The sequence below is a fragment of the Dyella soli genome (assembly GCF_054482295.1).
Genome location: NZ_JBTFFU010000003.1, coordinates 251,968 through 273,107 on the forward strand (window position 1 = coordinate 251,968; position 21,140 = coordinate 273,107).

Genomic DNA, 21,140 nt, shown 5'->3' on the forward strand with positions numbered 1-21,140 from the left:
ACGGTGCCTTAAGACGCCTCGTAGGCGGCGATGGTTTCATCGATCGAATTGAAAAAGGTCAGGCTGCCATTGGCCAGGAGGGCGCCCGTGTTGCAGAACTGACGAAGGGTTTCCGGTGCGTGCGACACCATCACCAGCGAGCCGGTTTGCATGCGGCGATTCAGTGCTTCGTGGCATCGCTGATGAAAGCGCGAGTCGCCCACGGCCGTGATTTCGTCGATGAGGTAGCAATCGAAATCGATCGCCAGTGAAACGGCAAAAGTAAGGCGCGCACGCATGCCGGAGGAGTACGTCTTCACCGGCATGTGCAGGTAGCTGCCAAGTTCGGCAAAGTCGTCGACAAACGCCAGCGTGTCTTCGATCGACTTGCCGTAGATGCGCGCGATGAACCGCACGTTGTCGGCACCCGTGAGGGTCCCCTGGAATCCACCCGCAAAGCCTAGGGGCCAGGACACCGACATGTGGCGGCGAACGCGCCCGCTGGTCGGAAACTCGATGCCGGAGATCAGGCGCATCAGCGTGGACTTGCCCGCGCCGTTGCGCCCACAAATGCCGATGGACTGGCGGTGCCCGATCGTGAAGGAGACGTCGTTGAGCACCACGCGCTCTCCGGCGCGCGTCTTGTAGCGTTGGGTGACGTGTTCGAACTCGATCATTCGATCTCCACATGCCGGCGCAGCATGCGCAGCGCGAACAGGCCGGAGAGCATGGTCACCATGCAGCAAAACACCGTGTAAGCGGGAAAGACGTAGATGCTGTCGAATTGCTCCCACTCACCTTCGCGGATGATCTGCATGATCTGCACGAGCGGTATCCACGACACGATCTGGGCGTATCGCGTCGGCAGCCATTCCACCACGTAGAAGGCGCCGCTGATCGGCATCATCAGGTAGAGAATCGGATGCATGAGCCGCTCGAAGGTATGGCTCCACTCCGACAGCGCCGCGATGAGCATGGATGCGCCCAGGGCAAACCAGAGCATCAAGGCGAGTCCGGTGAGCATCAGCAGGGGGCGGTCGGGCATGTGCCCCAGGCCAACGACGGTGATCCCGCCCAGCAGCAGCATGATCGCCAGGGTCGTCATCGCGCCATCGAGCAGCGCGCGCGAAACCAGCATGTCCTGCAACGTCACCACGCGGTGGTAAAGCAGGCCGCGGTTGCCCGCGATGGCGCCCATGGAGCCCAGCACGATGGAGCGAAACAGCACGAAGGAGCCGTAGCCGGTAAGCCAGAACGGCGCGCTTTCCATGCCAAACGGAAGTACGTGGGACTTGGAGATGGCGAGGTGAATGGCCGTGACACCTAGCGCCAGCGTCATGGGCTCCAGCAGGGCCCACAGGTAGCCGATATTGTGTCGACCGAACTTCGTATGCAGCTCGCGCATCATCAGTGCGCCGATCACGCGAGCCTGGATGGCCGCTGCATCGCGCAGCGTGGTGCCGTCAGTGGAGCTCATGGCTGGCCCACGGGCGGTCGGGTGTCATAGGTGTTACGGCAACGGACATGTCGAACTTCTTGTATTGGGTTCAGACGGCATCGGCCACGATCGCTTCTTCGTGAGTGGGCGTTGCCGGCAGCGGAGATTTGCGCGCAGGGGCCTCGGTAAGGCGCAGGGCGACCGACTTCAATGCCAGTGCCTGACCCTGGCGCGTGTAGAAGCCGCCGTTCACCTGCGAGCGACGAATGATGACACGGCGAAAGGCTTCGTAATGGGCCATGTCAGGTGCGGACGGCGCCGACCAGAACGAATGAATGGAACCCTGGTGGGTAAGCGCAGGGGACCGGTAGATGGCACTTCCGAAAACGAACAGGGGCTTGCCGCGATGCAGGACGGATACGCCCGCCGTGGAGTTGATGGTCACTGCCCCGCGGCACCTGTCGGCGAGGGCGCCGAGGTCGCCGCCGTCGAGAAACACCAGTCGATCAGCGATCCCGCACTGCTTCGCCATGCGCAGTGCACTGCGCGCATGGGCCACCGAATCCACATCCAGGGGATGGGCCTTCACCACCAGCCTCGTGTCGGCGGGAGCGTGCGCCGCGAACGAAGGAATGATGCTCTCAAGCAACGATTCGATCGAACTGAGCGGCGAATGAATCTGAACCTGCTTGTCCGAATTGATCTGCAGCAAGGCCAGGAAGAACGGGTGGTGGCTGCTTAGCAGGCGAGCCTGGTCACGCCTGGCTTGCGATTTGCGGAGCCACTGCGTGGACAGTTTGCGCAGCCACGCACCGGCCTCCTGGGCAGGGCTTAGCGGGCGATGATGTTCGTGGAACGAGAACACGCGGCCGAGGAAGAACATCGCCAGGTAGGAGGCGACGGCGTGCAGCCCCATGCTGAGCGCCGATGCGCCCGCGTGTTCCCCCGTGGGTGCCGGCTCAATGGCTTCCGGCTCGTCGATGAAGTCTCCCCGCAGGGCCATCAGCGGCGAGTGCGCGTTGACGCCGTTGCGTTCGAGCGTAATCCAGTCGGGGCGGATGTAGCCCTCCTCGAACACGTGGATGCGCAGGGAAGGTCGCCATTTCCTGAGCACCTCGATGGCCGTCCGGTGCGGCTGGCGGCAGTCGCCGAACAGAACGAGGTCGGTGATGTCCCGCTCTGCCGCGAATCGACGGACAAAGAAGGCCCATTGCTCCTCGGGCTGCCGGAACATATGCGGAGATGGCCAGTCGAGCAGGTCGGCACCGTTGAAATTGATTCGGTGGACCACGTGACCCTGGAGATTCAGTTCGCGTCCGAGACGGCGAAAAAAGGACCCGACGGGCCCCTGAAGAAACAGATACGCGTGTTGCAAAGCTCCCCAGCCCCCTGTCGAGCAAATCCATTGGTGCAGTCGCCCGCACGCCAAACAATCCCTTGAAATTGCGAGTCTATTGCGGTTTCAAGGAGCCTGCGTCCATTGCTGGAGGCGTCGCCAAGTCGGTTCCGTGTCGTCTCTTCATGCCAAAAGTCATGGATGCCTGGATGTCCATAGCTGCTTGACCTTGTCGCGCATACGCGAGGGCGCACCCCCCTGTCGGCGCAGACGAAGCCCCCCGTGCAGGCGCATGCGCGCCATTTGCTTATGTTTCAGCTTATTGGCAGTATGGTGACAAGAGCAAGTTTGGCGTCAGGATGGAATCGGCGTCGCGCACCGCTCGAGGATCGAACACAAGGTCGCAAGCAAGCAGGGAACAGGGGATGCAGGTTTTTAGCGCGGTGAGCCGACGTTGCGTCGTGCTCGCCTTGGGGGCGTTTGTCGGTTTGACGGGTTGTTCGACGCTGCCTGCCAATGGTCCGTCGCGATCCGACGTCGAGGCTGCCAGCCAGAAGGCACCCCCCAGCAAGATCCATGTCGTGCAGGTCGACGAATCGGTTGCGCGTCAGTTGGCGTCCAAGCGATTGGGCCAGCAGTTGGCGAGCGCCTTGCCTGCCTCGCATGCATCCAATGAGCTGCTTGGCGCCGGCGATGCCGTTGAGGTGTCGATCTGGGAGGCCCCTCCCGCACTGCTCTTTGGCGACTACGTGCTGGCCTCCGCCAGCAACGGGACGTCCGCAACGCGTCCGACCACCTTGCCCGAGCAGGTCGTGAGCAGCGATGGCGCCATCGGGGTCCCGTTTGCCGGTCGCGTACGCGTCGCGGGGCTCACGGTTGCGCAAGCCGCGGACGCCATTGCGCAAAAACTCGCAGGCAAGGCGAATCATCCGCAGGTCATCGTTCGACAGGCGCGCAACGCATCCTCCTACGTCACCGTCGTGGGCGAAGTGACCAACAGCATGCGCGTTCCGTTGACGCCCCATGGCGAACGGCTGCTCGACGCGCTTGCCGTCGCCGGTGGCGTGCGCCAGCCGGTGCAGAAAATGACCATCCAGGTGGCGCGTGGCGGCATCGTCCGATCGCTGCCGCTGGAAGCCATCATCAAGGACCCCAGCCAGGACATCGTGCTGCAGCCGGATGACGTGGTCACGGCCGCGTACCAGCCGCTGAGCTTCGTGGCCATGGGGGCCACGGGTCGAAATGCCGAGATCAACTTCGAGGCGACCGGCGTGTCCCTCGCCGAGGCGCTGGGACGCATGGGTGGCCTGGCCGACTCGCGTTCCGACCCGCGCGGCGTCTTCATCTTCCGGTTCGAGGATGCCAGTGCCCTCCCGCCGTCGACGTCACAGCAGAACGTCACTGCGGACGGCCGCGTGCCGGTGATCTACCAGATCGACCTTCGCAATCCGCAGAGCCTGTTCATCGCCCAGAACTTCCAGGTCGAGAACAAGGACATCGTGTACGTGGCGAATGCTCCGCTGGCAGAGCTGCAGAAATTCATGAGCATCGTGGGGGCATTCACGAGTCCCATCGTGAACGTGCAGACGATACAGAACACGACGACCTGGTGATGACCGGGCCCATGACGTTGCGTGGGACTTAAAGAAAAAGGGGGCGCCTTTTGTCTTGCCGATGTCGACGGTCCACGGAGTCGAGCCGGTGAAGCCAGGCGTGAGTAAGAAGATAAAAATGGCAGATCTCAAACGATGAAGAACAACAACCTCAAAGTCCTGATGGAGCTGCGTCCCTGCTTGGAAGGCTTTGCCGGCATTCCGCAGGAAACGAGGCTCGTCTTCTTGTCCCTGAACAAAATCGACAATGTCGACGTGACCGGGTTGATCAATCATCCGAATCGACGGTTGTGGCCCGGCCTGAAGAAGGGTTGGTTCGCCAAAGAGCTCACGACGGCGCGACGGATGCAGCGCCTCTCGCGCTTCGCTATCTCCGTGAAAGTCGATCCGCTCGATTTCTGGTGGGAAAAGGCGGTCCACTTCGCCTGGAAGCGCGTCGATACGTGGCGTCAGTCGGCGGCGGCCAACTTCGGCCGGGACATCCCTCTGTACGACTTCGACGCAAGGGACTTTGGCGACTTCATCTGGCAGAGCGCGTTTTCAAAGACGCTGCCGCCGAGCGAAATGGGAACAATCACCAACGCGAAATACGCGACCGTGAAGCCCTCGTGGGACACGCTCAATCGTGTTGCCATTGCCAAGGCACAGAATCCGCTCACGAGAATGCCGCGACTGAACACCAAGGGCTACGACGTGTTCGTCTCGCAGACGCCCTGTCCGGCCAACGTCGCACCTTCCACCCAGCTGGTCGTTCGCTATCACGATGCCATCCCGGTGTTCCTGCCGCACACCATCAGCAGCGCAAGCCTGCACCAGGCCGCGCACATGGCGGGGCTGGCGGTCAACCACAAGCACGCACTTTTCGCCTGCACCAGCGGCGCGACCAGGGATGACCTCCTGAAGATCCATCCTGAACTGGAGAAGCGTGCGGTCATCATCCCGGACATTGTCTCGCATGAATACCGTGAGGAAACGACGAGTCATTCGTACATTTCCAACATCATTCGCAACCACATTTCCGAGGAAACGGAACCAAAATTCCTGACCTCCAGGGAAAAGGAAAATTTCTACCAGAAGAACCTGATGTCGAAGCCGTCGCGCTTCTTGCTGATGGTCTCGACGCTGGAGCCGCGCAAGAACCATGCGAAGCTGATTGGCGCGTGGGACTACCTGAAGAATCACGGCATGCCGGACCTGAAGCTGGTCCTGGTGGCAAGTCGCGGTTGGGAATACAGCAAGATCCTGGAGTCGATGGCACCCTGGCAGCAGCGTGGCGAATTGTTCCATCTTGAGCGTGTTCCCGCTTCCCAGTTGCGCCTGCTCTATCGCGCCGCCGAGGCCGTGGTGTGCCCATCTGTTGCCGAAGGCTTTGACCTCAGCGGCATCGAGGCAATGCTTTGCGGTGGCGCCGTGGTTGCGTCGGACATCCCGGTGCATCGCGAGATCTACGGCAAGGGTTGCGAGTACTTCAATCCGTACTCAGCCTTTGAACAGGCGATGGCCATCCAGCGCGTTATTGAACCCGCCAATCGTGTGCGACGCGACGAGCTCGTGGCCGAGGGCCTGTTGCATTCTCCCCGCTATCGTCGAGAAAACATCGAGCCTTATTGGCAGGAGTTCTTCGAGCGCGTCAAGAAGGGGGCGTTCAAGAGCGCGAATCTGACGGCCGCCACGGGAGATCTCGGTTGGACGGGTGCCTGATGCACTGAGCCGCCACTTCCAAGTGGTTGGCTTGGCACGGGCCTGCATTCCCGTCTGGACGGAAGCGCAAACGTGAGGCGATGCCTCACCTTTGCGATGGCGACATAAGAACGGCCCAACGAGGGGCGGTCACAAGGTGACTCATTGGTCGCGAGGCAATTGGGGATGAAACGACTCGGCGCGTACACCTGGAAGAAGGTGTTCAGGCTATTACGCTCAAGATTAGTCAAGGAGGCTTACGCGGGGCTTTTGCGCAGGCCTGCGGATACGGCCGGTCTTGATGGGTATGCCCAGGCCCTCGCCCAGTCGGGAGACCTGGCGCAGGTCTTGTCGCACCTGGTTGAATCTGATGAGTTCAAGCGCCTCCAGACTTCGAGCGCGGCGCCAGCAACGGTGCGCGCCATCTTCCGTGGCGTACTTGGACGGGAACCCGACGAGGAAGCCCTGAAGGCGTACGAGGCCGAGATTGCTGCCTCGGGAAGCCTCGAGTCGACGCTTGCCGCTGTGGGTAACTCCGACGAATCATGGGGCCGTAGTCTCGGCCGGCATTCCGACGACCTGCTGCTTGCCATCTTCCATGGCCTTTTCGGTTCGTCGACTGGCCAAGCGCTGTTTTCGGCGCATCGGACATCGCTAGGTGCGTTGCCGGATCTGAGCGCATTGCTGTCCACGCTAAGAGAGTCGGGCGAAGTCTGGCAGTCGGTGCGCGCCGCCGAGGCGGAGAGCATCGTCAACGGGGTCTATCTGGCCTTGCTCGGACGATTGCCGGAACCGGAGGCCCTGAGCGTCTACGGTCGTGAAGTGGCGAAGGACGACGGTCTCGTGCATGTGATCGCTGCGATCGGCGCGTCCCAAGAGCACTGGCAGCAGTCGATCGCGAGCCATGCCGAGCGTGTGGTGGAGTTGGCTTTTCGTGTGCTGCTCGAGCGTGAGCCCGATGCGGCTGCGCTGGCGCACTATTCGGCAAACCTGCGCGATAGCCGCGACCTGGGCCAGTTGTTCGCAACGCTGGCCGGCTCGCAGGAGTATTGGGAACTTGCCCAGAAGCGCCGCGCCGATGCCCTGGTCTGCGGCTTGTACAAGACGATGGCAGGTCGCGAGCCGGACGCGTCGTTGCGGGAGGAGCTTTGCCGGCAGTTCGAATCAAGCGCCAGCATCGAGCAGTTGATCAGGGAAATCGCCAGTCATCCCGACCATTTGCGCAACATGGTCGGGTCACATGTCGACGCTGTCGTCGCGTCGGTATTCGAGGGCATGGCTGGAAGGCCCATCTCGGAAGATGCCCTGAGGCGCCTGCGGCACGAAGTCGGTTCCAGCAGCGACCTCGCGGCAATCACGTCGACGATCTGCGGACATGCGGTGGTTGGTCAACGCATTGATCAATCGTTGCGCACGGGCCTGGTGACTGAACTCTACAAATCATTGCTTGGCAGGTCGCCCACGGCTGACGAACTTCAGCGTGACACGCCAGCTTCAACGGAAGCGGCCGACGTCGGGAAGCTGATCGAAGCCGTGCTGTCCAAAGCCCCGGGGTTTCATTTGCCGGCGCGGCAGGCCAATGTCCCGGGCCAAGGCCCGGCCGTAGCCAGGCTGGAAGATTGCCGCGGCGCGGAAACACTCGTGCTGATGGAAGGTTTCCATGGGCGGGAATCGTTATACGTCTGGAGCGACGCAACCTCGGCCTTGCTCGCGACGGGTTGCGAGCGGATCTTTCTCAGCTGCAACTACCTGTCGCAGGGCGATGTGCGCGAGGTGGTTGTCACCGTAGGGACGCGAACCGAGACCGTCATCCTGGACGACGCTTTCGCCTGCTACGAGATCCAGCTGGATCCGAAGCGAGCGTGCTGCGTGCAGTTCAAGGCCGATGGTTTTGTGATCCCCAGTGACAGTGGCTTTGGTGCCGATCATCGATCGCTGGCATTTCAGCTCTGGTTTAAGTCGCCGCCCGGAAATTATGTTGTCAATCGAGAAGCCGAGGTTGACCGAACATCGATCATCTGCGCCTTCGGTTCAAAGAAGGAGGCCGACAGTCTCCGCCCAATCTTCGAGCGACTTTTGGCGAGGGGCCATACTGCCAAGTTCCTGGATGCTGCAGGGGCCGTCGACTTCGCACGGACTAATCCGTTCGGGCGGAAGAGCTACCTGGTCGCCGCTGCCGAGACCTATGCAAGGCTGTTCAATGAGGGTTGCGCCGGGCCCTACATCTACGCCGAGCACGGCGTATCGCCGTTAAAGAAATATACTTACAACCCGCACTACAAACGCTATGACCTGACTCTTCTTCCGGGTGAATTGTGGAAGGGGCGCATCGAGAAACTCTATCCTTCTACACGTGGGAAGTGCCGCGTCGTGGGTTATCCGAAGCTCACAGCCGAGGCCGGCGTGCCGCCGGAGAGACGAGTCGCGCTTTGCGAGAAGCTTGGGCTCAATCCCGCGAAGAAGCTGGTACTGTTCGCGCCAACCTGGAGCGGCGGCAACAGGAACTGCGGCGTGTTCAATATTCGTCACATTGACGAGTCGGATAACGTTTTCACCATTCCCCATGATGGAGACGTCCGCTTCAGCGGTGAATTGATGGCGGCGGGCTATCGGATCTACGCGCTTCAGCCGGGCGAGACCATTTCAGATTACTACGGACTGGCGGACCTGCTGATTTCGGACGTTTCATCGACGGCCATCGAGTTCGCGTCGCTGGGCAAGCCGACATTGTGTATCGCAATGGAAAGGATTCCGGACTTCGATCGCACGTTCCATGAGGATGCGGCGCGCCTGAGGGTGCCGCATACCGACGTGTACTGGGATTTCTGCGAACTCGTCGGCCCGGAATCCATCAATGCTGCCTTGCAAGAGGCGCTGGCCGTGATGAATGACTCGGTCGGACGTGCCCGTCCGGCACCTTCCGTTGGGCAGATGATCGCCTGCCGTGGCACCGAGGCAGCGGATCGCTGTGTCGATGAAATCGAGCGCTTCCTTACTTCCTCTTCCCCTGTGATGAGCGCTTGATGCCATGTCGATGAGTACACCTGAATTGGTTGCGGTCAAGAAAACCGTCGTGCTGACCTATGGGACATTCGATCTCTTTCATGTGGGCCACCTGAACCTGCTCAGGAATCTGAAAAGGCTTGGCGACAGGTTGATCGTTGGTGTGTCGACCGATGCATTCAACGACCAGAAGGGCAAGAAGACGGTCATTCCCTACGAGCATCGTGTGCAGATCGTCGAGGCGGTCAGATACGTGGACGCCGTGTTTCCGGAGTCATCCTGGGAGCAGAAGGCCGCCGATGTCCGGCGTTTCGGAGCCGACATTTTTGCCATGGGCGATGACTGGATAGGCAAGTTCGACGACCTGTCGGAGCTGTGCGAAGTCGTCTACCTGCCCAGGACCAAGGACATCTCGAGCACGGAAGTGAAGAGCCTTGCCAGGCAAGAGCTCCATTCGGCCATCGACGAAGTGGCCAAGGCGGCTGACCGGCTCAACAGGATGATTGCGAGCCTGGCTGACACGGGTCGTTGATTCGTGCGCTCGTTCTGGCTGCGCGTGTCCGCCTGCGCCGGCCTTCCCAGGTGCGATACTGGACTAGCGCCGCCTACTCGATTGCGCGTGATGCTGACAATGCATCAGATCCCATGCCTGCTGCGCGATTCAAGGCATTGTGACTCCCTGGGCACAGGCCATAAAGGAAAGTAACGGAGTGTTTCGTGAGTAATTCGTATCCAGTCGAAGAGTTCGTGCGTTCCCTCTATAAAACGATCCTCGGCCGTGAGCCTGACCCCAACGGGCTCGCAAATTGGGTTGCGGGCCTGAGTTCCGGGGCCATCGAACCCCATCAGGCGGTGCGAGGATTCGCTCAAAGCGATGAGGCCGTACGGAAGCGGCAAAAGGCGGCGAGTCAGGAGCTCAGGATCGACGAGGTGGCATCCTATCTGTCGCCTCAGCAGCTCAGGATTTCCGAATACTTGCCTCAAAGGATTTTGCTGATTGGCTCGTGCTTGCTGGAAACCTGGGAGCATCAGCTCGCCAAGTATTGCGAAGTTGATTTCCTGACGGTTAACAATGGCATGCGCTTGCCGGCAAATCCGCCGAAAGAAGCAAGTTCATACGACTTCCAGATTTTGCAGATGCCGCTTAGGCACGTGCTTCCGGAGACGGAGTGCTTGCCCTTGGGGTACGGCGATCTGGCTGAGCATGAGGCGCTGTTCGCGCGCTCGGTGGAGCGCATGCGGCGGTCCCTCTCGGCCATGATGCGATGGAATACCGAGCATCGCATGCTCAGTTTCGTCAGCAATTTCTATCTCCCGCAACGCAACCCGATGGGGCGGATGTTCGGGCGTTACGATCTGCGCAATCCGGTCTACTTCATCGAGCAGCTGAATATTCGGCTCTACGAAGAGCTTTCGGCATACAAGAATGCACATCTTCTCGATATAGACCAGATCATCGCGGTGTTCGGGCGGAAGTACTACCAGGACGACGGTCTTGCTCTGACGGTCCATCATGGTGTCTTGAATAATTTCGACTACCCGTATGATCGCCAACGCATCGAGCCGGTAACTCGCGCCACGGAGCAGTATCAGGTCCAGGCGGACCAGATCGTCGGTGCCCTGTGGGCCGAACTTCTCTCGATGTGCCGCACCATCAAGCAGGTGGACTCGGTCAAGCTTGTCATCATGGACCTCGACGACAGCCTGTGGCGTGGCGTTGCGGCGGAAGATGCGCTGGATACCTACGGCCAAAACATCGTTGCGGGCTGGCCCTTGGGCGTGATCGAGGCCTTGCAGTACCTGAAGCGGCGCGGCGTGCTTCTTGCCATTGTCAGCAAGAACGATGAGGCGAGAATTGAGGAGCTCTGGCCGCGCATCGTGGGCAATCGCATCCAGCTGAGCGATTTCGCGGTACGCAAGATCAATTGGCGGCCCAAGGCTGAAAACATCGCCGAGATCCTGCGTGATGTCTGCCTGTTGCCCAAGAGCGTGGTGTTTGTCGACGACAACCCGGTCGAGCGCGCCGCCGTGAAGCAGGCCTTCCCCGAGATCCGTACGTTGGGCGAGAACCCATATGTGACGCGTCGCGCGCTGCTTTGGTCGGCGGAAACGCAGGTGGCGGTGGTCACCGACGAATCGGATCGGCGCACGCAGATGATTCAGGCACAGGTTCAGCGCGAGACCGATCGAAAGGACGCTTCGCATGAAGCCTTCGTGGAAGGCCTTGGCATCAGGTTGAACCTGCAGGTGATCGACAGTGCGGAGTCGAAGGCATTCGTGCGCGCACTCGAGCTGCTCAACAAGACCAATCAGTTCAACACCACGGGCAAGCGCTGGACGCACGAGCAGGCGGTTGCCTTTTTTGCCGAAGGCGGGATCTTCTACGCGTTCAACGTCAGTGATCGCTATGCCGACTATGGACTGGTCGGTGTCGTGGTAGTGGCGGAGCGGCACGTTGCGCAGTGGGCCATGAGTTGCAGGGTGCTTGGACTTGACGTGGAACTGGCCGCGATGCGACAGATCGGCAGTCTGCTCGCTGCCAAGGGCGTGCTGGAGATAACCGGCGAAGTGATCGAAACCGAGGCTAACTTCCTGTCCCGCGACTTGTTCGCACGATGCGGATTCCTTGGCGCGAACGGCGAGTGGAAGCGGTCACTTGACATGGCCGGCTGGGACGCTCCTTCATACATCAGTGTGGAAGTGTGAAAGCTGGCTCGCGTCAGGCGCGCAGCCTGACTTGGCTGCGTGATGCGGCGTGAGTGACGATGTTTGGGGCGTCGCTTAGTGAAGCCCATGTCAAGTTCCGGATGCGAGCGTTTCACGCTGCTCTGCCGATGACACGCAGCGAGCGCAACGACCTTGCGAGTTCCATGTGTGTTCGAGGGCGCGACCTGGTCGTGCACAAAGACGCACTTGGCGATCTGGCGGGTAATGTCGGCGCCAACGCCTAACGAACAGACCAGCCCGGCAAGCAGGCAGAAAGGTTCGGAGGTAGGCACGCGATCGAGCATCCACGGCCATGGAAGCCTGGCGCCATTCAAGACATGCGAGCCTCGCCTGTCTTCTAATCGTGCCAAGTCTCGTTCACCGAGGTTTCTGATGTTGGCTCGCTTTGCTGCCTATGGTGCGACCGTGTTGCATCGAGGCCCTCTTTTTCGAGCGCCCGAAGACATCTGCCGTGGCAGACGCCGGACTCATTCAATCGGTACGTGGATGTCGGTCAGGTCACGATCAAATTGCCGCACCAGGCGCATGATCGCCAAGTCGTCTATTAGTTCATCGAATCCGATCCCGAGCTCACCCGAGGAAGGCTGGAACTCATACAGGGCGTGATCGTCGTTGGAGCGAAGCAGGTTCATCGAGTGGCAACCTGGTTGCAGTGTCGGCTCCCTCAATTGAATGCACAGGAAGGCGCTGTTTTCCGTCATGGACCGAATCTTGTCAGAGATCAGCGGAAACGCCCGGATGGCGTTGTGCACGGGACGCGCAATCATCACAAATAGCTTGGCGTCTGGTAGAGCCATCAGCTTGTTGAATCGATAGACCGTCTTCTGGAGGTATCGATAATCGTCGGGCGTGCTTGGATCGCGGTGCGCAAACATGTCGCCGACGCCATGGCGATGCCTGTAGAACAGATGGTCTGCGCCCGGCTCTTTCGACGCGCGACGACTTGTTACCGGCGAATAGTGTTTCGCATCCAGGAAGGTGGCGAAGCTGTCCTCCAGGCAATGCAGGATCGTTGCTGGCGAAGAAAACAACCAGTCGAATGGCAGCGAGTACTGCTTCAGTCCATGCTTCTTCAACAGGAAGCTTGTAAGGCAATGCGTGCCAATCGATACGATGTGCCCAATCTTCTTCCCATTGATCAGCCGAGAACCCGCGGCGCTGAACTCCGGCCTTGGTGAATCGTGGGTTGCCGTCGCCCGCTGTTTGTATTCGGCGCTTGCAAGCAGGCAGCGTACGGATTCTGCAATGGCCCTATCCCGGTCCGTGCCTGATAGGAGCCGATCATAGGTAACGAGTCCGCCCTCATCCGCTGCGCGCCCGAGGATCTGGCGGTAGAGCGAGTCGATGAGCTGGCGATTTGCATGGTCCATGGGGTGCGTACGATTGGCGTTTTTATGGCCCGCCAGTCTATCGGGTCTACACGGAAAAACGCGCTGCGCCGCGTCGTCGCAAAGGTGCCCGACCAGCAACTGGCTGATGGCTTCGAGGGGGGGCGGACCGTGCCGACAGGCAATGTGTTTGCGCGCGACCGTGGTTGCCGCGGGCGGCGAGTCGTTGTGTCTGTGGCTTTGCCGTCCTGATGACAAGCGCGAGCATCCACCTCTGGTCCGTGTGCCATCGACTCATGCACGGCCCATACGTTCGGCAAGACGCGCCAAGGTTGGGGCGGCCTCAGAGATCCGCTCAGTGCGGGGGTCGTGCGATGCAGTGCTACAGATGCACCGTGGCCGACAGCAGCATCGGTTGGCTGGGGCGTCCACCGGGGCCGTTGAATTCGTAGATCCAGCGGCAGCGGAATTCGACGTTGTTGCCGTGCCAGCGCGTGTTCCAGTTGACCTGGGGGCCAACGCCGATGCCGACGCCGTCGAAATTGCCGGTATTGGTCTTGCCGTACGTCGGCTCGGTCGGATCGATGGTGTATTTCTCGATCGCCGCCGCCACGCCTCCATAGCTCCAGCCGCCGGTGGTCTGCCGCATGACCAGGGTCTCGATGCGGCCGACTGCGCTGTTCTGGTAGACCGCGGTGGTCTTCCTGGAGAACATGCCCACGGCAAGTACGGTGGATGCGTCGCCATCGGCTGTTGCCAGTGCCTTGATGTACGCGACCTTGGGCGTAAAGGTCCAGAAGTTGTAGGCGGAGTAATTGCGGCGCGCGCTCTGGAAATTGCTGGTGGCTCCGGTGACTCCATACGAGACCGCAATGCGCGACGTCGGTGTGATGCGATAGCTCGCTACGAACTGCGCCAGCCCGACGGCAGCATCGCCGCTGGCGCCGGACAGGGGATTGGTCGGAGAGGCGCCCGCCTGCCCGCCTGCGACATTGGGCGACCAAGCATACGCTGTGGTCACCGAGGCAAATGTCCATCGACCGTAGTTGCGGCTCCAGGCGCCGTTGCTCCCCGTGGCGGGAAACGCCCAGGCGGCGGCCATGTCGCGGGTCAGTGTGCTGGCGTCATTGGTGGTGGCGGGAGCCAGCAGGCCCGGCCCGCTGGCTGCAGTCCTCGTCAGCAGGCTGTTGCGATAAGCCTGGAGGGGTTTCGCATATGAGCCATCCGGCATCACCACTCCCGTGCCGCTGTCGGCAGCGAGTGCGATACCTGGACCCATCACCGCCAGCAAAGCCAGGGCGGTGGCGGTAGACAGCAACGTGCACATCTCCGTGCCCTCATTGAAAGAGCATCTGCGACACATCGTCTACAACGGAACGCGTCGTGTGGTCGTAGGTGACACACCGGGCGGTTTTGGTTGCCTGGCATCATCGACATGCCGGCGGCACGCGCGCTCGAAATGCTATTTAGCCATCGTTCGCGTCAATCTCGCGTGCAGCGAGCGTATGCATTGCACATGCCGGGTGACCCGAATGGCGCAGCTCGTTTCGGCCCGGCTGCGGAAGCTGCATGGTCCTGGCGGTAGAATGCCGCCATGCATATCTTCAAAGTCTTTCATCTCGAAGCCGCCCACCGCTTGCCCAACGTGCCGCCGGGGCACAAATGCGCGCGCCTGCACGGGCATTCCTTCCGCGTCGAGATTCACGTCGCGGGCGAGCCCGATCCGGCTCTGGGCTGGGTCATGGACTTCGCGGACGTCAAGGCGGCCTTTGCGCCGATCTACGATCAGCTCGACCATCACTACCTCAATGACATCGAAGGGCTGGAAAACCCCACCAGCGAAGTGCTGGCGCGCTGGATCTTCCGCCACCTGGAGTCGTCGCTGCCCGGGCTCGACAAGGTCGTGGTGCACGAGACCTGCACGTCCGGCGCCAGTTGCAGCCGCGACAGCTTTTGACGCGTCGCAAAAATTCATGGCGCTGTCTTAATTGACGGAAATTATTGAATTTTTCGTGACGCGTCGCTTTGTTCAGGAAAAATATATTGCACCGCACCAAATGACTTGGTAGGATCTTCGCCAACACCCCCACTCCCGCCGAGGGACCAAGTCATGACGCAGCAACTGAATTCCCAGATTTTTGCCTACGCCAAGCAGCTGACCGACAGCGCCTTCAAGGCCCAGTCCGTGGCGCTCAAGGGTCTGGAAAAGGTAGCCGAGTTGCAGATCAAGGCGCTCGAGAAGCAGGCGGAAGTCACCGCCACCTTCTTCACCGATGCCTTCGAGGCTCGTGACATGGATGGCCTGCGCGCCTTGTGGGAAAAGGGCACCGCCGTCAGCCGCGAGAACGCCGAGCGCGCCGTCGCCGTGACCCAGGAAATCATCGCCGTGACGCAGAAGACCGCCGAGTCGCTCAATGCGCTCGTGCAGGAGCAGCAGCAGGCCGCCAACGACGCCGTGGCGGCGCCGGTTGCCGCAGTCAAGAAGGCTGCCGCGGGCAAGTAATCCACGCTTTATCGGCGCAGCGCTTCTTCCCCCCAGTTGCGTCAAAGGGCCGGACCCATGTCCGGCCCTTTTTCTTTGCGTGAAATCCTGCGAAGCGAAATGTGAACGAATCGTTGCATGACGAGTTGCCGCAGCCCGCGCGGCTTGTCGCTGTAAGTGCCCCGCTGATATACTTTTTGGGATTGGACCGTGGCCCGTAGCTGGTTCGGTGCCGCCTAGAGCGAAACCGCGCGGGAACAACACGTGCTCAACAGTCTTGCTTCCGGTCGTCGTCTGGCGCTGCGCATTATCTTGCTGCAGCTTGCCGTGGCGGTGATTGTGGGTCTCGCCTTCCTCACGCAGGGGCGCCGCGATGCACTGGCGGCCGCTGTGGGCGCCGCGATCGTGGCGCTGGGTACCTCGCTTCTGGCGTGGCGTACCTTTGCCGGGTTGGGTGGTGGCGGCATGACGATGTGGCGCGTGATGTCAGGCATGGTCATGAAGTGGATCGTGATCCTAGGGGGTCTGATCGCGATCCTGGGTCAATGGAAACTGCCGCCGCTAGCCGCCATCACGGGGCTGGTGGCTGCTTACGCAATAAATCTGCTGGCGTTCAGATTCAAGGGCTAATACATGGCAAGCGAGCCGCAGGGCGGACTAACCGAATACATCCAGCATCACCTTCACCACAACACGGTGAGCCTGGGTGAGGGTGCGTTCATGCAGATCCACCTGGATTCGATCCTGGTGGCCTTTGTGCTGGGCGCACTGTTCTGCCTGTGGTTCTGGCTGAAGGCCCGCAAGGCGACCTCGGGCGTGCCGTCCAAGGGCCAGGCCTTCGTCGAGATCATCGTCGAGTTCGTCGATACCCAGGTGAAGGACACCTTCCACGGTGACCGTCGCACGGTGACGCCGCTGGCGCTGTCGATCTTCATGTGGGTCGTGTTCCTGAACGCGATGGACCTGCTGCCGCTGGATGCGCCCAGTTGGGGCGTGAAAACGCTTGCTGGTGCAGAAACCGCGCATCACACCTTCTTCCGCTGGGTTCCCACCGCCGACATCAACACCACCATGGGCCTGGCCCTGGCTGTGTTCTTCATCGTGCTGGCGCACGGCATGAAGGCCAAGGGTGTGGGTGGTTTCGGTTGGGAGCTGATCACGGCGCCGTTTCACGCGGACAACATGATCGTCAAGATCATCCTGATGCCGTTCAACCTGGCGCTCAACGTCATCGAATACCTGTCCAAGCCGGTGTCGCTCGCCATGCGACTGTTCGGCAACATGTACGGCGGCGAGTTGGTGTTCATGCTGATCGCGGGCCTGTTCGCCGGTTGGCTGAGCTTCCTGCCGGGCGTGATCTTCAACACGGCATGGGCGATCTTCCACATCCTGATCATCCTGCTGCAGGCGTTCATCTTCATGATGCTGACCATCGTGTACATCGCCACGGCGCGTGAGCATCACTGACGTTTTTCTGCTCCACCCGGTTTCTGTTTCACCTTTTCGTTCTAACCAAAACCTTTATCGATTCACAGGAGAACACCATGGAACTCTTCGCACACGTGCAGGGCCTGACCGCCATTGCCATCGGCATCATCATCGGCCTCGGCGCTCTGGGCGCTTGCTTGGGTATCGCCATCATGGGTTCCAAGTTCCTTGAATCCGCCGCCCGTCAGCCGGAGCTGGTGCCGCTGCTGCAGGGCCGCATGTTCCTGCTCGCCGGCCTGATCGACGCTGCGTTCATTATCGGTCTGGCCGTGGCGCTGCTGTTCGCGTTCTCGAACCCGCTGCTCGCCGCGCTCAAGGGTTAATTGACGCGACATGAGTCGCCGCAGCGTGCCCGTGCCGTTGCGGCGATCGGCGGTTTAACGCGTTACCGGAGTTAATTGGAAAGCTCATGGATATCAATCTGACTTTCCTGGGCCAGATGGTTTCTTTCGCCATCCTGGTCTGGTTCACCACCAAGTTCATCTGGCCGCAGCTCAATCATGCGATTGAAGAGCGCCAGAAGAAGGTTGCCGACGGCCTGGCCGCCGCCGAGAAGGCGCGCGCCGAGCTGAAGGACGCCGACGCGAAGGTCGCCAACGAGATCAAGCTGGCCCGTCAGCAGGCCAACGAGATCATCGAGCGCGCCCAGAGCCAGGCCAACCAGATCGTGGACAAGGCTCGCGCCGAAGCCACGACCGAAGCCAACCGCCTGAAGGTCGCCGCCGCCGACGAAATCGTCAGCATGCAGCAGCGTGCTCGCGAAGAGCTGCGTGGCTGGGTGGCCCGCCTGGCCGTCCAGGGTGCCGAGAAGATCGTGCAGCGTGAAGTCGATGCCACGGCCCACAAGGCCATGCTCGACCAGCTCGTGGCCGAGATCTAAGCCATGGCCCAGGCAATCACGCTCGCCCGCCCCTATGCGCGTGCTGCCTTCGAGCTGGCCCACGAGGCCGGCTCGCTCGGCGCATGGTCGCAGGCGCTGGCCTTCGCTGCCCAGGTAGCGAAGGACCCGCGCGTGGCCGGCTTCGGCAACGATCCGCGCGTACAGCCGTCCCAGCTGGTGGCCTTGCACCTGCCGCAAGGCATGGCTGCTGACGCGCCGTTTGCACAGTTCCTGGGCCAGCTGGCCGAGCACCGCCGCGTGGCGTTGCTGCCGGAGGTCGCCGATCTGTTCGAGCAGTACAAGCGCGAATCGGAGTCGCAGCTGCTGGTCAAGGTGACCAGCGCCTTCGCACTGGATGCCGCGCAGGCCGAACAGCTCAAGGCTTCGCTGAAGCGCCGCTTCAAGCGCGAGATCGAACTGGAGACCAGCGTGGACGCTTCGCTGCTTGGCGGCGTGGTGATCGACACCGGTAGCGAAGTGATCGACGGCTCCGCCCGTGGACGTCTGGCGCGCTTGACCAGCGCGCTGACGCACTGAATTTTTAAATTTCGGGATACGACCATGTCCAGCACCACTCTTAACCCGTCCGAGATCAGCGAGCTGATCAAGAGCCGCATCGAGCAGTTCAAGCTCGGCGCTGAGGCCCGCAACGAGGGCACGATCATCAGCGTGTCCGACGGCATCGTGCGCATCCACGGCCTGGCCGACGTGATGCAGGGCGAAATGATCGAGCTGCCGGGCAGCTCCTACGCGCTGGCGCTGAACCTCGAGCGTGACTCGGTCGGCGCCGTGGTGCTGGGCGAGTACCAGCACCTGCGCGAGGGCGACACCGCCAAGACCACCGGCCGCATCCTTGAAGTGCCGGTCGGCACCGCGCTGCTCGGCCGCGTCGTCGATGCGCTCGGCAACCCGATCGACGGCAAGGGCCCGATCAACACGCCGCACAGTTCGGCCATCGAAAAGGTGGCGCCGGGCGTGATCTGGCGTAAGTCGGTCGACCAGCCGGTGCAGACCGGCTACAAGTCCGTCGACTCGATGATCCCGATCGGCCGTGGCCAGCGCGAGCTGATCATCGGCGACCGCCAGACCGGCAAGACCGCGCTGGCCATCGACGCGATCATCAACCAGAAAGACTCCGGCATTAAGTGCATCTACGTCGCCATCGGCCAGAAGCGTTCGTCGATCGCCAACGTGGTGCGCAAGCTCGAAGAGAACGGCGCGCTGGCCAACACCATCATCGTGGTGGCCTCGGCTTCCGAGTCGGCTGCGCTGCAGTACATCGCGCCGTATTCCGGTTGCGCCATGGGCGAGTACTTCCGCGACCGCGGCGAAGACGCGCTGATCATCTATGACGATCTGTCCAAGCAGGCCGTGGCCTACCGCCAGATCTCGCTGCTGCTCAAGCGCCCGCCGGGCCGCGAAGCCTACCCGGGCGACGTGTTCTATCTCCACTCGCGTCTGCTCGAGCGCGCTTCGCGCGTCTCCGAGGAATACGTCGAGAAGTTCACCAACGGCGAAGTGAAGGGCAAGACCGGTTCGCTGACCGCGCTGCCGATCATCGAGACGCAGGCGGGCGACGTGTCCGCGTTCGTGCCGACCAACGTGATCTCGATCACCGACGGCCAGATCTTCCTGGAAACCGACCTGTTCAACGCCGGCATCCGCCCGGCCGTGAACGCCGGTATCTCGGTGTCCCGCGTCGGTGGTGCCGCCCAGACCAAGATCGTCAAGAAGCTGTCCGGCGGCGTGAAGCTGGCCCTGGCGCAGTTCCGCGAGCTGGCTGCGTTCGCGCAGTTCGCCTCGGACCTGGACCCGGCCACCCGCGCCCAGCTGGACCGCGGCCAGCGCGTGACCGAGCTGATGAAGCAGTCGCAGTACGCGCCGCTGTCGATCGCCGAGCTCGCGCTGTCGGTGTACGCCGCCGAGAAGGGCTACATCGATGACCTGCCGGTCAACAAGGTGCTGGCGTTCGAGAAGGGCCTGCACGCGTTCATGCACCAGAACCACGGCGACCTGATGAAGAAGATCGTCGCCACCGGTGACTGGAACAACGAGATCGAAGGCGTCTTCAAGTCCTCGCTCGACGAGTACAAGAAGACCGGTAGCTGGTAAGCAATACCGGGTGTACGGCCGCTCCATCGGGCGGTCGTACAGCACTCCGGCCCACGGGCCGGGATCGCAATAACCCAACAGGTTGAGGCAAACGTGGCAAGCGGACGCGAAATCAAAACCAAGATCAAGAGCACGCAGAACATGCGCAAGGTGACGCGCGCGCTCGAAATGGTCTCGGCCTCGAAGATCCGCAAGGCGCAGGATCTGATGAAGGCCTCGCGTCCCTATGCGCGCTCGATGCGCAAGGTGATCGCGCACGTGGCCCAGGCCAACACTGACTTCGTCCATCCGTTCCTGCAGGAGCGCGAGACGGTCAAGCGCGTGGGTTACCTGGTCATCACCACCGACCGCGGCCTGTGCGGTGGCCTCAACTCCAACCTGTTCCGTCGCCTGCTGCCGGTCATTCGCGAATGGCAGGACCAGGGCGTCGAGGTCGACGTGGTCGCCATCGGCCAGAAGGCCATCCAGTTTTTCCGCCGAATCAAGGGCGTCAACCTGATCGGCAGCACCAGCCACCTCGGCGAGCGTCCGAAGCTGGACAGCCTGGTCGGCGTCATCAAGGTCATGCTGGACGCGTACCTGGCCAACCGCCTCGATCGCGTGTTCGTCGCCAGCAACGACTTCGTCAACACCATGACGCAGAAGCCGTCGGTGCGGGCGCTGCTGCCGTTGCCGGTGGTGGCCGCCGAGATGCTTGGCGCCAGTGGTGAGTCCACGCATGCGCCGGACTTTGCCGTCGCCGGCCTCAAGCTCGAACAGAAGCATGACTGGGACTACATCTACGAACCCGATGCCGCGACCGTGCTGGAGCACGTGCTGGGCCGCTACATCGAGTCCATCGTCTACCAGGGCGTGCTGGAGAACCTCGCGAGCGAGCACGCGGCGCGCATGGTGGCGATGAAGAGCGCGTCGGACAACGCGAACAAGGTGATCGGCGAACTGACGCTGATCTACAACAAGGCCCGCCAGGCCGCGATCACCCAGGAAATTTCCGAAATCGTGGGCGGTGCCGCAGCTGTATAAGTGCGATCGTCCCTGATCGCGAAGATCAAGAAGCGGCCATCCATGGCCGCA

19 protein-coding genes are annotated in these 21,140 nt (G+C 61.5%); 14 read left to right on the forward strand and 5 right to left on the reverse strand.

Features of this window, described 5'->3' with window-relative positions; translation table 11 throughout:
* Positions 1–8: 8 nt before the first annotated feature.
* From ACXU4B_RS15455 to ACXU4B_RS15465, 3 genes are all read right to left on the reverse strand, one after another.
* A complete protein-coding gene (locus ACXU4B_RS15455; protein ID WP_458910898.1) occupies positions 9–602 on the reverse strand; it encodes an ABC transporter ATP-binding protein in 594 nt (197 codons plus the stop codon).
* 50 nt (positions 603–652) lie between these two features.
* Positions 653–1,456: an ABC transporter permease gene (locus ACXU4B_RS15460; protein ID WP_131410890.1), complete on the reverse strand. Its 804-nt coding sequence runs from the start codon at positions 1,454–1,456 to the stop codon at positions 653–655.
* Positions 1,457–1,526: 70 nt separating this feature from the next.
* On the reverse strand, positions 1,527–2,792 hold the full coding sequence (locus ACXU4B_RS15465) for a capsule biosynthesis protein (protein WP_458910899.1): 1,266 nt from the start codon (positions 2,790–2,792) through the stop codon (positions 1,527–1,529).
* Between the two features lie 404 nt (positions 2,793–3,196).
* On the opposite strand from ACXU4B_RS15465, the gene ACXU4B_RS15470 reads away from it, so the two are divergent.
* The 5 genes from ACXU4B_RS15470 (at position 3,197) to ACXU4B_RS15490 (ending at position 11,755) form a co-directional block, all read left to right on the forward strand.
* Complete coding sequence (locus tag ACXU4B_RS15470) at positions 3,197–4,366, forward strand: polysaccharide biosynthesis/export family protein (RefSeq protein WP_458910900.1); 1,170 nt, start codon at positions 3,197–3,199, stop codon at positions 4,364–4,366.
* 135 nt (positions 4,367–4,501) lie between these two features.
* On the forward strand, positions 4,502–6,067 hold the full coding sequence (locus tag ACXU4B_RS15475; RefSeq protein ID WP_131410884.1) for a glycosyltransferase family 4 protein: 1,566 nt from the start codon (positions 4,502–4,504) through the stop codon (positions 6,065–6,067).
* Positions 6,068–6,232: 165 nt separating this feature from the next.
* The gene (locus ACXU4B_RS15480) at positions 6,233–9,070 is read left to right on the forward strand and encodes a DUF4214 domain-containing protein (RefSeq protein ID WP_131410882.1); all 2,838 of its coding nucleotides are present in this window, start codon (positions 6,233–6,235) and stop codon (positions 9,068–9,070) included.
* 4 nt (positions 9,071–9,074) lie between these two features.
* Positions 9,075–9,581 (forward strand): glycerol-3-phosphate cytidylyltransferase, encoded by a 507-nt coding sequence (tagD, locus tag ACXU4B_RS15485; RefSeq protein ID WP_338069393.1) that lies wholly within the window; start codon positions 9,075–9,077, stop codon positions 9,579–9,581.
* Between the two features lie 185 nt (positions 9,582–9,766).
* The gene (locus ACXU4B_RS15490) at positions 9,767–11,755 is read left to right on the forward strand and encodes an HAD-IIIC family phosphatase (RefSeq protein WP_131410880.1); all 1,989 of its coding nucleotides are present in this window, start codon (positions 9,767–9,769) and stop codon (positions 11,753–11,755) included.
* A gap of 488 nt (positions 11,756–12,243) precedes the next feature.
* Here the strand turns inward: ACXU4B_RS15490 and ACXU4B_RS15495 are convergent, their stop codons facing one another.
* Both ACXU4B_RS15495 and ACXU4B_RS15500 read right to left on the reverse strand, forming a co-directional pair.
* Positions 12,244–13,146 (reverse strand): DUF1796 family putative cysteine peptidase, encoded by a 903-nt coding sequence (locus tag ACXU4B_RS15495; protein ID WP_131410878.1) that lies wholly within the window; start codon positions 13,144–13,146, stop codon positions 12,244–12,246.
* Positions 13,147–13,486: 340 nt separating this feature from the next.
* Positions 13,487–14,422, reverse strand: coding sequence for a hypothetical protein (locus ACXU4B_RS15500; protein ID WP_458910901.1), 936 nt, complete (start codon positions 14,420–14,422; stop codon positions 13,487–13,489).
* Positions 14,423–14,698: 276 nt separating this feature from the next.
* Here ACXU4B_RS15500 and queD point away from each other — a divergent pair, with 276 nt between their 5' ends.
* The 9 genes from queD to atpG all read left to right on the forward strand — a co-directional run bounded on the left by queD (position 14,699) and on the right by atpG (position 21,089).
* Entirely contained in the window at positions 14,699–15,061 is a 363-nt protein-coding gene (gene queD, locus ACXU4B_RS15505) for a 6-carboxytetrahydropterin synthase QueD (RefSeq protein WP_131410874.1), read from the forward strand.
* A 153-nt stretch (positions 15,062–15,214) separates the two neighbouring features.
* On the forward strand, positions 15,215–15,607 hold the full coding sequence (locus ACXU4B_RS15510) for a phasin family protein (protein ID WP_131410872.1): 393 nt from the start codon (positions 15,215–15,217) through the stop codon (positions 15,605–15,607).
* Positions 15,608–15,850: 243 nt separating this feature from the next.
* Positions 15,851–16,216: a hypothetical protein gene (locus ACXU4B_RS15515; protein WP_131410870.1), complete on the forward strand. Its 366-nt coding sequence runs from the start codon at positions 15,851–15,853 to the stop codon at positions 16,214–16,216.
* A gap of 3 nt (positions 16,217–16,219) precedes the next feature.
* Complete coding sequence (atpB, locus tag ACXU4B_RS15520) at positions 16,220–17,053, forward strand: F0F1 ATP synthase subunit A (RefSeq protein WP_131410868.1); 834 nt, start codon at positions 16,220–16,222, stop codon at positions 17,051–17,053.
* Positions 17,054–17,130: 77 nt separating this feature from the next.
* Positions 17,131–17,397, forward strand: a complete 267-nt coding sequence (gene atpE, locus ACXU4B_RS15525) for a F0F1 ATP synthase subunit C (protein ID WP_131410866.1) — start codon at positions 17,131–17,133, stop codon at positions 17,395–17,397.
* 86 nt (positions 17,398–17,483) lie between these two features.
* Entirely contained in the window at positions 17,484–17,954 is a 471-nt protein-coding gene (locus ACXU4B_RS15530; protein ID WP_131410864.1) for a F0F1 ATP synthase subunit B, read from the forward strand.
* Between the two features lie 3 nt (positions 17,955–17,957).
* Entirely contained in the window at positions 17,958–18,491 is a 534-nt protein-coding gene (locus ACXU4B_RS15535; RefSeq protein WP_131410862.1) for a F0F1 ATP synthase subunit delta, read from the forward strand.
* Between the two features lie 24 nt (positions 18,492–18,515).
* Entirely contained in the window at positions 18,516–20,066 is a 1,551-nt protein-coding gene (gene atpA / locus ACXU4B_RS15540) for a F0F1 ATP synthase subunit alpha (RefSeq protein ID WP_131410860.1), read from the forward strand.
* Between the two features lie 93 nt (positions 20,067–20,159).
* Entirely contained in the window at positions 20,160–21,089 is a 930-nt protein-coding gene (gene atpG, locus ACXU4B_RS15545; protein WP_131410858.1) for a F0F1 ATP synthase subunit gamma, read from the forward strand.
* Positions 21,090–21,140: the final 51 nt, after the last annotated feature.

What these genes read in the sequence shown, in the direction of transcription:
- atpA (WP_131410860.1), top strand. Translation starts at nt 18,516, where the DNA reads ATGTCCAGCACCACTCTTAACCCGTCCGAGATCAGCGAGCTGATCAAG.
- atpB (WP_131410868.1), top strand. Translation starts at nt 16,220, where the DNA reads ATGGCAAGCGAGCCGCAGGGCGGACTAACCGAATACATCCAGCATCAC.
- queD (WP_131410874.1), top strand. Translation starts at nt 14,699, where the DNA reads ATGCATATCTTCAAAGTCTTTCATCTCGAAGCCGCCCACCGCTTGCCC.
- ACXU4B_RS15460 (WP_131410890.1), bottom strand. Translation starts at nt 1,456, where the DNA reads ATGAGCTCCACTGACGGCACCACGCTGCGCGATGCAGCGGCCATCCAG.
- ACXU4B_RS15475 (WP_131410884.1), top strand. Translation starts at nt 4,502, where the DNA reads ATGAAGAACAACAACCTCAAAGTCCTGATGGAGCTGCGTCCCTGCTTG.
- tagD (WP_338069393.1), top strand. Translation starts at nt 9,075, where the DNA reads ATGTCGATGAGTACACCTGAATTGGTTGCGGTCAAGAAAACCGTCGTG.
- ACXU4B_RS15535 (WP_131410862.1), top strand. Translation starts at nt 17,958, where the DNA reads ATGGCCCAGGCAATCACGCTCGCCCGCCCCTATGCGCGTGCTGCCTTC.
- ACXU4B_RS15530 (WP_131410864.1), top strand. Translation starts at nt 17,484, where the DNA reads ATGGATATCAATCTGACTTTCCTGGGCCAGATGGTTTCTTTCGCCATC.
- ACXU4B_RS15495 (WP_131410878.1), bottom strand. Translation starts at nt 13,146, where the DNA reads ATGGACCATGCAAATCGCCAGCTCATCGACTCGCTCTACCGCCAGATC.
- ACXU4B_RS15510 (WP_131410872.1), top strand. Translation starts at nt 15,215, where the DNA reads ATGACGCAGCAACTGAATTCCCAGATTTTTGCCTACGCCAAGCAGCTG.
- atpE (WP_131410866.1), top strand. Translation starts at nt 17,131, where the DNA reads ATGGAACTCTTCGCACACGTGCAGGGCCTGACCGCCATTGCCATCGGC.
- ACXU4B_RS15480 (WP_131410882.1), top strand. Translation starts at nt 6,233, where the DNA reads ATGAAACGACTCGGCGCGTACACCTGGAAGAAGGTGTTCAGGCTATTA.